This window comes from Cupriavidus yeoncheonensis, assembly GCF_905397275.1.
Lineage (GTDB): Bacteria > Pseudomonadota > Gammaproteobacteria > Burkholderiales > Burkholderiaceae > Cupriavidus > Cupriavidus yeoncheonensis.
In genome coordinates this window covers 140,239-155,780 of sequence record NZ_CAJPUY010000014.1, presented here as the reverse complement: position 1 = coordinate 155,780, position 15,542 = coordinate 140,239, and the positions used below count along the sequence as shown (strand labels likewise).

Below are 15,542 nucleotides of genomic sequence, written 5' to 3'. Positions count from 1 at the left end.
TGATGAACCCCCTCTCCCGCCTCCTCACCCTTGGCGCGCCCGTGCCGCTGGCCTGCGCGCTGCTGCTCGCCGGCTGCGCCGTCGGCCCCGACTACAAGCGGCCCGATGCGCCGGTCTCGCCCGCCTTCAAGGAGGCTCCTGCCGACGCCGAAGCCTGGACCGGCGACTGGAAGACCGCCGAGCCGCAGGACGCCCACGCGCGGCCACAATGGTGGCAGGTGTTCGGCGACAGCCAGCTCGACGCGCTGATGTCGCAGGTGCAGATCTCCAACCAGAACATCAAGGCCGCCGAGGCGCAGTACCGGCAGGCGCTGGCCTCGCTGCAGGCCGCGCGCGCCGGCTTCTTCCCGACCGTGGATGCGCAGGCCGGCGTGTCGCGCGCACGCGGCGCGAGCGGCAATACGCTGAGCGGCCAGAGTGCGACACTGAGCGCGGCCTGGGAACTTGACGTCTGGGGCCGCGTGCGGCGCCAGGTGGAGAGCAGCGAAGCCAGCGCGCAGGCCAGCCAGGCGGACCTGGCCTCGACCCTGCTCTCCACGCAGGCGACGCTTGCGCAGAGCTACTTCCTGCTGCGCATTGCCGATGCGCAGAAGGCGCTGCTGGACCGCACCGTGGCCGACTATGTGAAGTCGCTGCAGCTCGTGCAGAACCAGTACAAGGCCGGCACCGCGCAGCGCTCCGACGTGCTGCAGTCCGAAACGCAGCTCAAGACCGCGCAGGCGCAGCAGCTCGATATCCAGATCACGCGCGCGCAGCTCGAGCATGCGATCGCGGTGCTGGTGGGCAAGCCGCCCTCGGAACTGACGCTTGGCCAGGCGGATTTCGCCAACGCGCCGCCACGCGTGCCGGTAGCCGTGCCTTCGCAACTGCTGGAACGGCGACCGGACATCGGCGGAGCGGAGCGCCGCATGGCGGCTGCGAATGCGCAGATCGGCGTGGCACAGGCCGCCTACTATCCCACCCTGTCGCTCTCGGCCAGCGGCGGCCTGACGGCCAGCACGCTGGCGCGCTGGATGTCCTTGCCCGACCGCATCTGGTCAGTCGGTGCCGGCCTGGCCGGCACGCTGTTCGACGGCGGCTTGCGCAGCGCTGTCAAGGCGCAGGCCGTGGCTGCCTATGACCAGACCGTGGCGAATTACCGGCAGACGGTGCTGGGGGCGTTCCAGGAAGTCGAGGACAATCTCGCCTCGCAGCGCTTGCTCGAACAGGAAGCGGTGGTGCAGAACGATGCGGTGCGCGCGGCGCGCGAGGCGCTGTCGCTGGTCAACAACCGCTACCGCGCCGGTACGGCCAGCCTCCTCGATGTGCTGGTCGCACAGACCACGGCTTACACGGCCGAGCGGACGGAGCTGACGCTGATCGGGCGGCAGTACACGGCCAGCGTGGTGTTGATCAAGGCCTTGGGTGGAGGGTGGCATCAGGAGGATTTGGCACCGGGCGCGGCGCCGACGGCAGTCGGTCAGCGCTGAACGCGACCGTCCCGAGGGGGCCCCAAATTCATGAGGTCTCAGCCTTCTCGTTACGGCTCCGGGGCGGGGCGCGTTCATACCATCTTCGCCGGATTGCGGGGAATGAGTAATGATGGGGGTGTCGTGCTTGACGTTCGCTGCTGTTTCGCCGGCGTAGCCGGCGACCTGCTTTTGCCCGAGCGGCAAAAGGAGGCAAAAACGCGTCTTCGTGGTCGACGATCGGCCCGATGGGGTGAAGACGGTACAGGGCATAGCCAGACTGCCTGCCGCGTAGATGATCAGGATAGAGACGTCGGATGAACGAACCCGGATTACTTGGTGGCCCCTGCTAAACGCGCCATCGGTTGGACGCCTACGGCTGCGCTGCGCGCACTCAGCGGAAAACAATCAGGGCAATATTGGGAAGTGGCAGGCGGAGGACTGGAAGGGACGGGAAGCACCGCGCCAGCGACGTTGATGTCCCGTGCATCCGACTAGAACGTGCGCGCAGCGCAGCCGTAGGCGTCCCACCGATGGCGCTGTTGGAACGCTGTACCCGAGCCCTACATGGGGATCGTTCAAAAGCAGGTTATCGCAGGCACTGGTTCTGAATCACTAGGCGTAGCAGGGTCGAACGGCGATCACGTTTCGCGAGACCAACGCCGCTTGAAAACAAGGAGCGCATCGTTGATGGCCAGCCGCCAGGCGACGCGTTTCTTGGTTACTTCTTGTCGCTTGGACAAGAAGTAACTCGCCGGCTACGCCGGCGAAACAGCGGCGTCTGCCAAGAACAACACACCAATCAAAACTCCACCGGCTACGCCGGCGAAACAGCGGCGCTTGCCAAGCACAACAAACCCCAACCCTCCCCCACTCCCGCAATCCAGCGAAGAACCTATTTCCCCCCACCCGGCCGCGGCAACGCCTGCCCGCAGATCCTGTCCTTCAGCCACCGCGCCGCCTTCCCCAGCGGACGCTGCTTGTGCCACACCAGTTCCAGCGCCACCGGCCAGTCCTGCTCCTGGAACGCCAGCGGCGGCGACACGAGCTGCGCCGCGGCCGGTGAGTTGGCCACCACGTGCCACGGCACGAACGCCCAGCCGAGCCCGCGCTTGACCAGTTCAACGATGACCCACTGGCTTTCGACCCACCAGACATCCGATGCCACCCGCAGCCGCATCTTCTCCTCGCTGTCGGTGCGGGTCGCGACCATAAGCTGGCGATAGCGCTTGAGCTCTTCCCAATCGACGCGCTGGCCGCCCGCCAGCGGATGATCGGGCGCGCACAGGATTTTCATCGGCACCCAGCCCAGCGCGTGAAAGCCCAGTGCCGGCGGCAGGATCTCCTGCCTCCACATGATGCCGAGGTCCGCGCTGCCTTCGAGCACCAGACGGCTGACGTCCTCCATCAACGGGAACAGCAACTCCAGCTCGACTGCGGGGAAGCGGCCAGAGAACTCCTCAAGCAGCATGCCGAGCGTCTCTTCGGGATAAAGCTCGTCCACCGCCAGGACGAGCCGCGTCTCCACGCCCTCGCCCAGGCTCATGGCGACACCACGGAAATGTTCGCAGCGTTCCAGGATCACGCGCGCCTCGGCCAGCAGCCGTTCGCCGGCCGGGGTCAGCACGGGATAGCGGCCGGAACGGTCGAACAGCGCGTTGCCGATATCGATCTCGAGGTTCGCCACGGCGGCGCTGATGACCGACTGGGCCTTGCCCAGCCGGCGCGCGGCGGCGGAAAAGGAACCGGTTTCGGCGGCCGCGGCAAAGGCCTGGAGCTGCTCAAGGGAAAGGGACATGTCAGTGGATTGCCAATCTATCTGTTTTGACGATACTACCTAACTTTGCATCCCCGTCAAAACAGATAGACTTCCTGCCATCGAACACGCTGCAGGAGAGCCCCATGCGCAACACCCGTGACCGGATCCGCCACGCCATCGGTTTTGAAGTGATCGGCCTGCTGGCGTTCGCGCCACTTGCCAGCGTGGTGTTCGGCTACGAACTGCACCAGATGGGACTGCTCGGCGCGGTCGCCTCGCTGATAGCGGCGGGCTGGAACTACGTCTACAACCTGATCTTCGATAAGGCCATGCTGCGGTTCACGGGGCAACTGCGCAAGTCGGTCTTCGTGCGCGTGCTGCACGCCGTCCTGTTCGAGCTTGGCCTGCTGGTGGTGTTCCTGCCGTCGGTGGCGTGGTACCTCGACATCAGCCTGGTCGACGCGCTGATCATGGACATTGCCGTGGCCGGCTTCTACATGGTCTATGCGCTGATCTACAACTGGCTCTACGACATCGTCTTCCCGGTGCCGTCGCTCAAGGCCGACAAGCGCGAAAGCGGCGCCGCGCTGGGCTGACGTCCCGCCCGCGCACGCCGGCGGCGACGGCTACCGCCGGCATCGTGCCGCGCAAGGACTGGCGACCGAGCGCGATATCGTGGTGTCGCACGGGGTACTCGACTACAGCGCGCAAGATCGATGTGGCTTTGACCAGCGTGGGCGCGTTATGCTGACGATCGAGAACGGCAACTGGAAGCTGCCCAAATGAGTCCTGACCCGTCAGACGCCCCCGTCGACATGGCACCGCGTGCGGCCCATATGGCCGATACGGCCGACCCGCCCAGTACGCCGAAAAACACGCGTGCCGTGGCAGCGCGACGCAAACCGCTGGCGCATGATCCCACGGCGCCCGGGACGACGGCCGACAGCGGCTTCGACCCGCATGTGCCGGATATCGACTATGGCGTGCTCGACAGCCTGGTCGGCTACGCGATCCGCCGCGCGCAGATCCGCATCTACGAGGACTTTGTCGCGTCGCTTGCGCAATGGCAGATCACGCCGCCGCGCTTTTCGGCACTGGTCATCGTCTCCCGCAACCCGCAACTGAAGCTCACCGACCTGGCGCGCATCCTGGGCATCGCGCGTTCCGGTGCGGTGTTGCTGGTCGATGCCCTGGAAGAGATGAACCTGGTCGCGCGCCGCCCCGCCCCCGGGGATCGCCGTGCCTACAGCCTGGTGCTGACGCCGACCGGCAAGCGCACGCTCGCGGCCGCGAAGCAGGCCGTCATCGCCCATGACGCCCACGTGGCGTCGGCGCTGACCGCGCCGGAACAGGCCACGCTCAAGGCGCTGCTGGGACGCCTGGCGCCGCCGCGCGCGCAGTAGTCGCCGGCGGGTACCCGATGGCTGCCGGACCTGTCATCCGGCAGCCGCGGGCCATGCGTTAACATGGCCGCCATGCCAAGAAGAATCACTCTGTTTTGCGCGGCCGCCGCCCTGCTGCTCGCCGCCGCCCAGCCACCCGTCCTTGCCCGCCCGGCCAAGGCCGCCAGGACTTCCGCCAGCACGCGGGCCGATGCCACGCTGGTTCGCGCCGGCCTGCCGGCCCCGGTCGCCACGGCGCTGCAACGCGCGCATGTGCCGGCCAGCGCCGCCAGCTTCTACGTGGTCAAGATCGGTGCCCCATCGGCGCGCGCGAGCTGGAACGCGCAGCAGCCGATGAACCCGGCCTCGACCATGAAGCTGGTCACCACCTTTGCGGGCCTGCAACTGCTGGGCCCCGACTACCGCTGGCAGACCTCGCTCTACGCCGACAGCCAGCCGGACGGCAACGGCACGGTCAACGGCAACGTCTACCTGCGCGGACGCGGCGACCCGAAGCTGGTGCCAGAGGAAATGGCCAAGCTCGTGGCCAGCGCGCGCGCGGCCGGCGCCGTCACCATCAATGGCGACCTGGTGCTCGACCGCAGCTACTTCGCCGATGGCCTGAACGGCAACGGCACCATCGACGGCGAAGTCCAGCGCGCCTACAACGTCGGTCCGGATGCGCTGCTGTACGCGTTCAAGACGCTGTCGTTCACGCTGACGCCGGACGATGCCAGCCAGTCGGTGGCCGTCTCGGTCACCCCGGCGCTCGCGCAACTGCGCCTGGACAATCGCCTGACCCTGACCAGCGGCCGCTGCGGCGACTGGCAGTCGAGCGCCACCCCGACCGTGGCGCCGCAGGCGGACGGCTCGGTGCTGGCGTCGTTCTCGGGCGCCTATGCGAGCGATTGCGGCGAACACGTGCTCAATATCGCCACGCTGTCGCACAGCGAATTCGCCTGGGGCGGCTTCGTCGCCGAGTGGCAGGCCGCGGGCGGCCGCTTCACGCACCTGCCGGCGCTGCGCGGCGGCACGGTCCCGCGCGGCGCGGTGCTGCTGGCCCGGCACTACGGCCAGCCGCTGGGTGCGATCGTACGGGACATCAACAAGTACTCGAACAACGTGATGGCGCGCCAGCTATTCCTGACCATCGGCGCCGAAATGGACCGCAGCGGGCCCGCGAGCACGGCGCGCTCCACGCGCGTGGTGCAGCGCTGGCTGAGCCGCCAGGGCCTGGACATGCCGGGGCTGGTGCTCGACAACGGCTCGGGCCTGTCGCGCGAGGAACGCATCAGCGCCTATGACATGGCGCGGCTGCTGCAGCAGGCGGTGGCCAGCAATGTCGGCCCGACGCTGCTCGATTCGCTGCCGATCCTCGGCGTGGACGGCACGCTGCGCAACCGGCTCACGCGCGCCAACGCCGCCGGCAACGCCTATCTCAAGACCGGCACGCTGCAGGACGTGCGCGCACTGGCCGGCTATGTGGATGCGCTCAATGGCGACCGCTACGTGGTGGTGAGCTTCATCAACCACCCCAATGCCTCGCAAGCGCAGGAAGCCCATGATGCGCTGATGCAGTGGGTGTATCGCGGCGCCCCTTGAGACACGCGTGACAGCCGGCCGCGCGGGCCGGCGTGGGGGCCAGCCGGCGCCGGTCCGGATTTTGTTAAGTATCCGCTTACCAGGGCGCCGTCCGCCTCTATAATGGCGCCATGCCGGCAGCCCCCGCTGCGCCGGCGCCGTCCGCGCGTTCCCCCGACATTGCCCATGACTTCCCCACAACCCTCGGCCTGGTTGCGCCTCTGGCATCGCATTGCACCGGCCGAGCGCGCCTCGTTTATCGAAGGCGTGTGCTTCTTTGCGCCGTCGCTGCCCGCCGTGTTCTCATGGGGCCTGGTCACGGGCGTGGCGATGAGCAAGTCCGTGATGACGGTGCCCGAAGCCATCGGCATGTCGTTGCTGGTCTACGCGGGCTCGGCGCAGCTCGCGGTGCTGCCGCTGTTCGCGGCCGGGCTGCCGTTGTGGACCGTGTGGCTGACCGCGGCCATCGTCAACCTGCGCTTCGTGATCTTCAGCGCGGGCCTGCAGCCGCATTTCAGCTACATGCCGCTGTGGCGGCGCACGCTGCTCGGCTCGTTCAACGGCGACCTGCATTTCGTCTATTTCATGCAGCGCTACAGCACGCCGGGCTATGAGCCGGGCAAGGAAGGCTATTTCTGGGGCATGGCGCTGGCCAACTTCGCCATGTGGCAGACCTCGTCGATCATCGGCATCGTGCTGGCGAGCCTGTTCCCGGACAGCTGGGGCCTGGGGCTGGCCGGCACCATGGCGCTGATCCCGGTGATGTTCGCCACCATCAATTCGCGCTCGACGCTGCTGGCCGTGGTGGTATCGGCCATCCTCGCGCTGCTGTGCTTCGACCTGCCCTACCGCTTGAGCCTGGTCGTGGCCGTGATTGGCGCCATCGCCGCCGGCATGGCCAGCGACGAACTGGCCGCGCGGGCCACACTGCGCCGCATCCACAGCCGCAAGGCCTCGGCGCAGGCCACGCCCCAGTCCACAGCAAAGCGCGCGGAACAGGGAGACCAGGCATGAGCCATACGGAAATCTGGATCGCGCTCGCCGGCATGGCCGTCGTCACCATCGTCACGCGCGCGCTGTTCCTTATGGCGGGCGAACACGTCACCGTGCCGGACCGGCTCCAGCGCGCGCTGCGCTATGCGCCGGCAGCCGCGCTCGCGGCGATCATCCTGCCCGATTTGATGACCTGGCACGGCCATTTCACGCTGGCGCCGTCCAACTACAAGCTCATGGCCGGCATCTGCGCGGCGGTGTTCTACCTGTTCACGCGCCGCATGGTGGGCATGATCGCGGTGGGCATGGCGGTCTACACCGCGCTACGCCTGCTCGCCTGACGGCGCCTGGCCGGCGCCCAGCACCACGCCAAGCCGGGTCAGCAGGTGCGCCAGTTGCGCCTGCGTGCCGGTGCCGGTCTTGGTGAAGATCGCCTTGAGCTGGGTGCGGCTGGTCTCGCGCCGGATGCCGAGCTGCTCGCAGGCCTCCGGCAGGCCGATGCCCGTGGTCAGCAGGTTGGCCAGCCGGATCTCGGCGGGCGTGAGTCCGTACAGTTCGCGCAGCACGCCGGCAATGCCCAGCGCCGGGGCGCCGGCCTCGTGCACCGCGACCAGCGCGGCAGGGTGCTGCCAGTCGACCGCGAGATGGTGGGCCGCCGGCAGCGGCAGCACCACGACCTGGGCCTCGCGGCCGTCGGGGCCGGTCGCGCGCAGGGCCTGCGCCGGCTGGACAGTGGTGGGGTCGACGGCTGCGCGCAGCACCTCCGGGAACGGTCGCGACAGGCGCCATTCGTCGGCCCTGGCTGTTCCTACGCCGGCGCCAACCGCCGCAACGGGCATCAGCCGGCGGCTCCACGCCTCCCCGGCGTGGTTCGCAAGCAGGACCTGGCCGTCTTCGGCAAAGACAATCACCGCGAATGGCAGCCGCTCCAGCAATTCGGCCGACACATGCGCGAGCGTCGACACCTGGCGCGTGCGGTCGCGCAGCGCGATGGCGTGGCGCACGTGCGGAATGGCCCAGTCCAGCGCGCGGGCATCTTCGGTCGAATAGCGCGCACCGCCCTCCGGCCGCTGCAGGGACAGGAAGACTTCATAGTGCGGCTGCCGCTCGATCAGGCAGGCCATCAGCGACGACAGGCCGAACTGCCGGAAGAATTCGCCATAGAACGGCAGTCTGCGCATGGCCTGCTCGCCAAGCTCGCGCGAGTCGATGTACCAGTTGCCCACGGTCAGCTGCGAGACGAACGGGATCGCCGGGTCCAGCGCCTCGTAGTAGTCGCGGTAGGCGGCGACCTCTTCGGGCACCGGGTTGACCACCTGGTTGACCAGCACGCGGTCGCGCACGGTATCGCGCACCACCAGCGCGGCGTGGACGCTGCCGCTGGACTGGCACAGCGCAGCCAGGCTGCGCTGCCAGGCATCGGCATCGAAGATGCCCTGGTAGAGCGCGCGAATGGTGTCGTGCATCTCGTCTTCTTTCATTGCCTTTCCTGCTTGTTCTTGTCAGGGCAATTGCCGGGCCGTGGCGGGTTCAGTCCCCTTCCAGCGCCGCCGCCAGCCGGGACAGCAGGTGCGAAAGCTGCGCCTGGCTGCCCGTGCCGGTCTTGTGGAACACGGCCTTGAGCTGGGTGCGGGCAGTCTCGTGACGGATGCGCAGCTGCTCGCTGGTCTCAGGCAGGCCCTGCCCGGTGGCAAGCGCGGTGGCGAGGCGGGTCTCGGCAGGCGTGAGGCCGTACAGCTCGCGCAGCACCGTGCCCAGCTTCGGCGGCGCGGGGCCGTCTTCATGCACGACCACGAGCGCGGCCGGCTCCTGCCATTCGGCGGCGAAGGCGTGGGCCGGCGGCAGCGGCAGCACGATCACCTGCGCGCCGTTGCCGTGGCCGTCGGTGGCGCGCGCGGCCTGCGCCGCCGCGGCGCGCTGCGGGTCGCAGGCGGCCTGCAGCATGTCGCCGAACGGGCGCGACAGCGTCCATTCCGACACCTTGCCGGCCGGGTCCAGGCGCCGCGCCCATTGTTCGCCGGCCCGGTTGCCCATCAGCACCTGCCGGCGCGGCGACATGACCAGCAGCGCGAAGCTCAGGCGCTCCACCAGCTGCGACGACAGGCTGGCCAGCGCCGACAGGCTTTGCGTGCGGTCACGCAGGGCCATGGCGCCGCGCATGTGCGGGATCACCCACGCCAGGCCGCGCGTATCGTCGGTGGAGAACGCCGGCTGCGACATGGCGCGCTGCATCGAGAAGTAGACCTCGTAGTGCGGCTGGCGCTCGACCAGGCAAGCCACGTAGGAACGCAGGTCGAACCGGTTGAAGAAATCGCGATAGAACGGATGGCGCGACATGGCGCCCTCGCCGAGGTCGCGCGCGTCGATATACCAGTCACCGGGCTTCATGCGCGGCGCGAACTGCTTGGCCGGGTCGATGGACTGGAAGTCGCTTTCGTACTCGGTAAACAGCTCCAGCACCGGATTGACGATCTCGTTGACGGTGACCTGGTCACGCACGGTATCCCACACCATCATCGATGCGTGCGCGGTACCGGCCATCCCGGTCAGGGTGCACAGGCTCTTTTGCCACGCACCAGGGTCAAGAATGCCCTCGTACAAGCCACGGATCGCTCCGTGCATGTCCGCTTCGTTCATCTGCTTCCCCTGCATTCACGACGAACGCCCGGCATGCTTGTGGCTTGCCCGGCGGCTTATTGTTGTTATGGCCGCTGTAGTTCGGCTCTGGCGCTGCTGCGTGTCTGGCATTGCAGACGTTGAGTACATTAACCCACTCGGGGCGCAAGGAGGACATGCCCCGCACCCCGCTTTGGTGGGGAAGCATGTCGGCCACCAGACACTGCGCAAGGTGCTTGTGCACGAACAGGCACATCAGGGCCGGCAGTTGGTCCGGAATCGGGTAGGCAATGACCACGATCAGGTAAAATGCTTGTTTCCCCGAAATGTCAGCGAAATCTCGCGCCATCACACCCTCATGACCTCCGTCCTGCGTCTATCCGACCTCATCTCCCAAGGCAAACTCTCGGGCAAGCGTGTCTTCATCCGCGCCGACATGAACGTGCCGCAGGACGACGCCGGCAACATCACCGAGGACACCCGCATCCGCGCGTCGGTGCCCGCCATCGAGGCCTGCCTGGCAGCCGGTGCCGCGGTGATGGTCACGTCGCACCTGGGCCGCCCGACCGAGGGCGAGTTCAAGCCGGCCGACTCGCTGGCGCCCATCGCCAGGCGCCTGTCGGAACTGCTCGGCAAGCCGGTGCCACTGGTACAGAACTGGGTCGACGGCGTGGAAGTCGCGCCGGGCCAGGTCGTGCTGCTGGAAAACTGCCGCGTGAACAAGGGCGAGAAGAAGAACAGCGACGAACTGGCGCAGAAGATGGCCAGGCTGTGCGACGTGTATGTCAATGACGCGTTCGGCACCGCGCACCGCGCCGAGGCTACCACGCACGGCATCGCCAGGTACGCCCCGATCGCCTGCGCCGGCCCGCTGCTGGCCGCCGAGATCGACGCGCTGGGCAAGGCCCTGGGCCAGCCGGCACGTCCGCTGGTGGCCATCGTGGCCGGCTCCAAGGTGTCGACCAAGCTGACCATCCTGAAGTCGCTGGCCGACAAGGTGGACAACCTGATCGTCGGTGGCGGCATCGCCAACACCTTCATGCTGGCCGCGGGCCTGAAGATCGGCAAGTCGCTGGCCGAGGCCGACCTGGTCGCCGACGCCAAAACCATCATCGACATCATGGCCGCGCGCGGCGCCTCGGTGCCCATCCCCGTGGATGTCGTCTGCGCCAAGGAATTCAGCGCCACCGCCGCCGCCACGGTCAAGGACGTCAAGGACGTGGCCGATGACGACATGATCCTCGACATCGGTCCGAAGACCGCCGCGCAACTGGCCGAGCAACTCAAGGCCGCCGGCACCATCGTGTGGAACGGCCCGGTGGGCGTGTTCGAGTTCGACCAGTTCGGCAATGGCACCAAGGTGCTGGCCGAGGCCATCGCCGATTCGAAGGCCTTCTCGATCGCCGGTGGCGGCGACACGCTGGCCGCCATCGCCAAGTACGGCATTGCCGACCGCGTGGGCTACATCTCGACCGGCGGCGGCGCGTTCCTGGAATTCCTGGAGGGCAAGAAGCTGCCCGCGTTCGAAGTGCTGGAGCAACGCGCCGCAGGCTGAAGACCGGCCTGCCCCATGTCCGCACAAGGATCTCCCGCCATGACCCGCTCGACCAAGATCGTCGCCACCATCGGCCCTGCCTCCAGTTCGCTGGAAGTGCTTACGCGCATGATCGCCGCCGGGGTGGACGTGGTGCGGCTGAACTTCTCGCACGGCACCTCACAGGATCATATCGACCGCGCGAAGCTGGTGCGCGAAGCCGCGCAGGCGTGCGGGCGCGAGGTGGCCATCATGGCCGACCTGCAGGGCCCCAAGATCCGCGTGGGCAAGTTCGAGAACGGCAAGATCACGCTCAAGCCGGGCGCCCCGTTCGTGCTGGATTCGGCCTGCCAGCTGGGCAACGAAACGCGCGCCGGCCTGGATTACCAGGACCTGCCGCGCGACGTGGGCCCGGGCGACCTGCTGCTGCTCAATGACGGCCTGATCGTGCTGGTGGTGGACCGCGTGCTCGGCAACGAGATCTTCACCACCGTGCGCATCGGCGGCGAGCTGTCCAACAACAAGGGCATCAACCGCCAGGGCGGCGGCCTGTCGGCGCCGGCGCTGACGGCCAAGGACATGGACGACATCAAGACCGCCATGGCCCTGGGCGCGGACTATGTCGCGGTGAGCTTCCCCAAGAATGCCACCGACATGGAAATGGCGCGCCAGCTGGCGGCCGTGGCCGGCCAGCCGCATGGCCGCAAGGCGCGCATGATCGCCAAGATCGAGCGTGCCGAGGCCATCAATCCGGGCGTGCTGGAAGAAATCCTGCTGGCTTCGGACGGCATCATGGTGGCGCGCGGCGACCTGGCCGTGGAAGTCGGCAATGCCGCCGTGCCGGCGCTGCAGAAGCGCATGATCCGTCTGGCGCGCGAGGCCAACAAGCTGACCATCACCGCCACGCAGATGATGGAAAGCATGATCGTGAACCCGGTGCCGACGCGCGCCGAGGTGTCCGACGTGGCCAACGCCGTGCTCGACGGCACCGACGCCGTGATGCTGTCGGCCGAGACCGCCGCGGGACGCTACCCGGTGGAAACCGTCGAGGCCATGGCCGCGGTCTGCATCGAAGCCGAGAAGTCCGAGGTGGTGCAGCTCGACACGGACTTCCTTAACCAGACCTTCTCGCGCATCGACCAGTCGGTGGCCATGGGTGCGCTGTTCACCGCCTATCATCTGCAGGTGAAGGCGATTGCCGCCCTGACCGATTCGGGCGCGACCGCGCTGTGGATGAGCCGTCACCGCATCCACGTGCCGATCTACGCGATGACGCCGAACGTGGCGTCGCAGCGCAAGATGCAGCTGTACCGCAACGTGGTGCCGCTGCCGCTGCAGGCCAGCACCGACCGCGACACGGCGCTGGAGCAGGCCGAAGAGCTGCTGCTCGCGCAGGGCGTGGTGCAGCGCGGCGATTTCATCGTGCTGACCATCGGCGAGCCCATGGGCCAGCCCGGCGGCACCAACACCCTCAAGATCGTCAGGGTGGGAAGTTGAAGCAGATCGTGCGGTGGCGGGCAGAAGCACGGCGGCAAGCGGTGCAGAATGACTTGCCCGGCCAGCATGGCCAGCGCCGCGGAAAGCGCCAGCAGAACAAGATTCAGAGACACCCCATTTACTTTCAGGAGTTTTGACATGCCACTCGTATCGATGCGCCAGCTGCTCGACCACGCTGCCGAAAACGGCTATGGTCTGCCGGCATTCAACGTGAACAACCTCGAGCAGGTCCAGGCCATCATGCAGGCGGCCGACGAGGTCAACGCCCCGGTCATCATGCAGGCCTCGGCGGGCGCCCGCAAATACGCTGGCGAGCATTTCCTGCGCCACCTGATCGAAGCCGCGGTCGAAGCCTACCCGCACATCCCGGTGGTGATGCACCAGGACCACGGCCAGTCGCCGGCCATCTGCCAGGCCGCGATCGACCTGGGCTTCTCGTCGGTGATGATGGACGGCTCGCTGCGCGAAGACGGCAAGACTCCGGCCGACTACGAGTACAACGTCGACGTGACCCGCAAGGTCGTGCAACTGTCGCACGCGATCGGCGTGACCGTCGAAGGCGAACTGGGTTGCCTGGGCTCGCTGGAAACCGGTGAAGCCGGCGAAGAAGACGGCATCGGCGCCGAAGGCAAGCTGGACCACTCCATGCTGCTGACCGACCCCGAGCAGGCCGCCGACTTCGTCAAGGCCACCCAGCTCGACGCGCTGGCCATCGCCATCGGCACCTCGCACGGCGCCTACAAGTTCACGCGCAAGCCGACCGGCGACATCCTGGCGATCAACCGCATCAAGGAAATCCACGCGCGCATCCCCAACACCCACCTGGTGATGCACGGCTCGTCGTCGGTGCCGCAGGAACTGCTCGAAGAGATCCGCAAGTTCGGCGGCGACATGAAGGAAACCTACGGCGTGCCCGTCGAGGAAATCCAGGAAGCCATCAAGTACGGCGTGCGCAAGATCAACATCGACACCGACATCCGCCTGGCGATGACCGGCGCGATCCGCCGCTTCTTCGCCGAGAATCCGAGCAAGTTCGACCCGCGCGAATACCTGAAGCCGGCCCGCGAAGCCGCCAAGCAGGTCTGCAAGGCGCGCTACATCGCCTTCGGCTGCGAAGGCCAGGCCAGCAAGATCAAGTCGGTATCGCTGACGGATATCGCCAGCCAGTACAAGTCGGGCAAGCTTGCCCAGGTCGTGCAGTAATGTCCCCTGACCGCCATCCGCGGACGCGGATGGCGGTTTGACGTTCCGGCCGCCGCGGCAGCATTCAGTGCCCGGCGGCTTCGCCGTTTTATCGGAACCACCATGCCTAACGCTCTCTACCAGTCCTCCATCCAATCGCTGCCGCTGCTCGGCCACGGCAAGGTGCGCGACAACTACGCCGTCGGCGAAGACAAGCTGCTGATCGTCACCACCGACCGCCTGTCCGCCTTCGACGTCATCATGGGCGAGCCGATCCCCGACAAGGGCCGCGTGCTGAACCAGATGGCGAACTTCTGGTTCCGCAAGCTCGCGCATATCGTGCCGAACCACGAGACCGATGTCGCCGCGGAAACCGTGGTGAAGGCCGAGGAAGTCGCGCAGGTGCAGGGCCGCGCCGTGGTGGTCAAGCGCCTGAAGCCGATCCTGGTGGAAGCCGTGGTGCGCGGCTACCTGGCCGGCAGCGGCTGGAAGGACTACCAGGCGACCGGCAAGGTGTGCGGCATCGAACTGCCGGCCGGCCTGCAGAATGCGCAGAAGCTGCCCGAGCCGATCTTCACCCCGGCCGCCAAGGCCGAGATGGGCGAGCACGACGAGAACATCTCGTTCGGCGAAGTCGAGGAGCGCATCGGCGTGGCGCTGGCCCGCCAGATGCGCGAGATCTCGATCCGCCTGTACAAGGAAGCCGCCGAATACGCCGCCACGCGCGGCATCATCATCGCCGACACCAAGTTCGAGTTCGGCCTGGACGAGAACGGCACCCTCACGCTGATGGACGAAGTGCTGACCGCCGATTCGTCGCGCTTCTGGCCGGCCGATTCGTACCAGGTCGGCACCAACCCGCCGTCGTTCGACAAGCAGTTCGTGCGCGACTGGCTGGAAGCCGTGCGCATCGACGGCAAGCCGTGGCCGAAGACCGCGCCGGCGCCGAAGCTGCCCGACGACGTGATCGAGAAGACCGCCGCCAAGTACCGTGAAGCGCTGACGCGCCTGACGGGCGAAGCATTGCAGTAAGCCCGGAGGACAGGACGTGAGCAAGCAAGACAAGCCGCTCGTCGGCGTCGTGATGGGCAGCAGTTCCGACTGGGACGTGATGCAGCACGCGGTGGCCATGCTGAAGGACTTCGGCGTGCCGTTCGAGGCGCAGGTCGTTTCGGCGCACCGCATGGCCGACGACATGTTCCGCTATGCCGAGACCGCGCGTGGCCGCGGCATCCGCGCGATCATCGCCGGTGCCGGCGGTGCCGCGCACCTGCCGGGCATGATCGCCGCCAAGACCATCGTGCCGGTGTTCGGCGTGCCGGTGCCGTCCAAGTACCTGCGCGGCGAGGACTCGCTGCTGTCGATCGTGCAGATGCCCAAGGGCGTGCCGGTGGCAACGTTCGCGATCGGCGAAGCCGGTGCCGCCAACGCGGCGCTGCACGCCATCGCCACGCTGGCCACCACCGACGAAGCGCTGGCCAGCGCGCTGGAAGCGTTCCGCGCGAAGCAGACCGAGGCTGCCCGCGCCATGACGCTGCCGCTGTAATCAC

15 protein-coding genes and 1 pseudogene are annotated in these 15,542 nt (G+C 67.5%); 12 read left to right on the top strand and 4 right to left on the bottom strand.

The genetic code is table 11. The features are described 5' to 3' along the window. Window positions 1-2 precede the first annotated feature (2 nt). Entirely contained in the window at window positions 3-1,469 is a 1,467-nt protein-coding gene (locus tag KHO22_RS20055; protein ID WP_211948951.1) for an efflux transporter outer membrane subunit, read from the top strand. A gap of 874 nt (window positions 1,470-2,343) precedes the next feature. Here the strand turns inward: KHO22_RS20055 and KHO22_RS20050 are convergent. Next, the gene (locus KHO22_RS20050) at window positions 2,344-3,246 is read right to left on the bottom strand and encodes a LysR family transcriptional regulator (RefSeq protein ID WP_211948917.1); all 903 of its coding nucleotides are present in this window, start codon (window positions 3,244-3,246) and stop codon (window positions 2,344-2,346) included. 104 nt (window positions 3,247-3,350) lie between these two features. Here KHO22_RS20050 and KHO22_RS20045 point away from each other — a divergent pair, with 104 nt between their 5' ends. The 6 genes and pseudogenes from KHO22_RS20045 to KHO22_RS20025 all read left to right on the top strand — a co-directional run bounded on the left by KHO22_RS20045 (window position 3,351) and on the right by KHO22_RS20025 (window position 7,504). Further along, complete coding sequence (locus tag KHO22_RS20045; RefSeq protein WP_211948916.1) at window positions 3,351-3,803, top strand: PACE efflux transporter; 453 nt, start codon at window positions 3,351-3,353, stop codon at window positions 3,801-3,803. 58 nt (window positions 3,804-3,861) lie between these two features. Further along, window positions 3,862-3,993 (top strand): annotated as a pseudogene (locus tag KHO22_RS32520) (ABC transporter substrate-binding protein); the annotation flags it as partial. Further along, window positions 3,990-4,610 (top strand): MarR family winged helix-turn-helix transcriptional regulator, encoded by a 621-nt coding sequence (locus tag KHO22_RS20040; RefSeq protein WP_420839625.1) that lies wholly within the window; start codon window positions 3,990-3,992, stop codon window positions 4,608-4,610. The pseudogene KHO22_RS32520 and the gene KHO22_RS20040, both read left to right, overlap by 4 nt. 63 nt (window positions 4,611-4,673) lie before the next feature. Next, complete coding sequence (gene dacB, locus KHO22_RS20035) at window positions 4,674-6,191, top strand: D-alanyl-D-alanine carboxypeptidase/D-alanyl-D-alanine endopeptidase (protein WP_211948915.1); 1,518 nt, start codon at window positions 4,674-4,676, stop codon at window positions 6,189-6,191. Window positions 6,192-6,356: 165 nt separating this feature from the next. After that, window positions 6,357-7,184, top strand: coding sequence for an AzlC family ABC transporter permease (locus KHO22_RS20030; protein WP_211948914.1), 828 nt, complete (start codon window positions 6,357-6,359; stop codon window positions 7,182-7,184). Further along, on the top strand, window positions 7,181-7,504 hold the full coding sequence (locus KHO22_RS20025) for an AzlD domain-containing protein (protein WP_211948913.1): 324 nt from the start codon (window positions 7,181-7,183) through the stop codon (window positions 7,502-7,504). The genes KHO22_RS20030 and KHO22_RS20025 overlap by 4 nt, the downstream gene beginning before the upstream one ends. Here the strand turns inward: KHO22_RS20025 and KHO22_RS20020 are convergent. Genes KHO22_RS20020 through KHO22_RS20010 form a run of 3 tightly spaced genes read right to left on the bottom strand, consistent with a single transcriptional unit; the run spans window position 7,487 to window position 10,128 of the window. Beyond that, a complete protein-coding gene (locus KHO22_RS20020; protein WP_211948912.1) occupies window positions 7,487-8,644 on the bottom strand; it encodes a helix-turn-helix transcriptional regulator in 1,158 nt (385 codons plus the stop codon). The two genes, KHO22_RS20025 and KHO22_RS20020, sit on opposite strands and share 18 nt — an antisense overlap. A gap of 49 nt (window positions 8,645-8,693) precedes the next feature. Beyond that, entirely contained in the window at window positions 8,694-9,800 is a 1,107-nt protein-coding gene (locus KHO22_RS20015) for a helix-turn-helix transcriptional regulator (RefSeq protein ID WP_211948911.1), read from the bottom strand. After that, a complete protein-coding gene (locus KHO22_RS20010) occupies window positions 9,745-10,128 on the bottom strand; it encodes a hypothetical protein (protein WP_211948910.1) in 384 nt (127 codons plus the stop codon). The genes KHO22_RS20015 and KHO22_RS20010 overlap by 56 nt, the downstream gene beginning before the upstream one ends. A 9-nt stretch (window positions 10,129-10,137) precedes the next feature. Between KHO22_RS20010 and KHO22_RS20005 the strand changes: the two genes are divergently transcribed. The 5 genes from KHO22_RS20005 (at window position 10,138) to purE (ending at window position 15,538) form a co-directional block, all read left to right on the top strand. Continuing rightward, complete coding sequence (locus tag KHO22_RS20005) at window positions 10,138-11,334, top strand: phosphoglycerate kinase (protein WP_211948909.1); 1,197 nt, start codon at window positions 10,138-10,140, stop codon at window positions 11,332-11,334. Window positions 11,335-11,373: 39 nt separating this feature from the next. Next, window positions 11,374-12,810 (top strand): pyruvate kinase, encoded by a 1,437-nt coding sequence (gene pyk, locus KHO22_RS20000; protein WP_211948908.1) that lies wholly within the window; start codon window positions 11,374-11,376, stop codon window positions 12,808-12,810. Between the two features lie 138 nt (window positions 12,811-12,948). After that, complete coding sequence (fba, locus tag KHO22_RS19995; protein ID WP_211948907.1) at window positions 12,949-14,013, top strand: class II fructose-bisphosphate aldolase; 1,065 nt, start codon at window positions 12,949-12,951, stop codon at window positions 14,011-14,013. A gap of 102 nt (window positions 14,014-14,115) precedes the next feature. Continuing rightward, window positions 14,116-15,024 carry a phosphoribosylaminoimidazolesuccinocarboxamide synthase gene (locus KHO22_RS19990; RefSeq protein ID WP_211948906.1) on the top strand — a complete coding sequence of 303 codons (909 nt, stop codon included), beginning with the start codon at window positions 14,116-14,118 and terminating at the stop codon, window positions 15,022-15,024. A 16-nt stretch (window positions 15,025-15,040) separates the two neighbouring features. Beyond that, a complete protein-coding gene (gene purE / locus KHO22_RS19985) occupies window positions 15,041-15,538 on the top strand; it encodes a 5-(carboxyamino)imidazole ribonucleotide mutase (protein WP_211948905.1) in 498 nt (165 codons plus the stop codon). The last annotated feature ends 4 nt before the right edge of the window (window positions 15,539-15,542 follow it).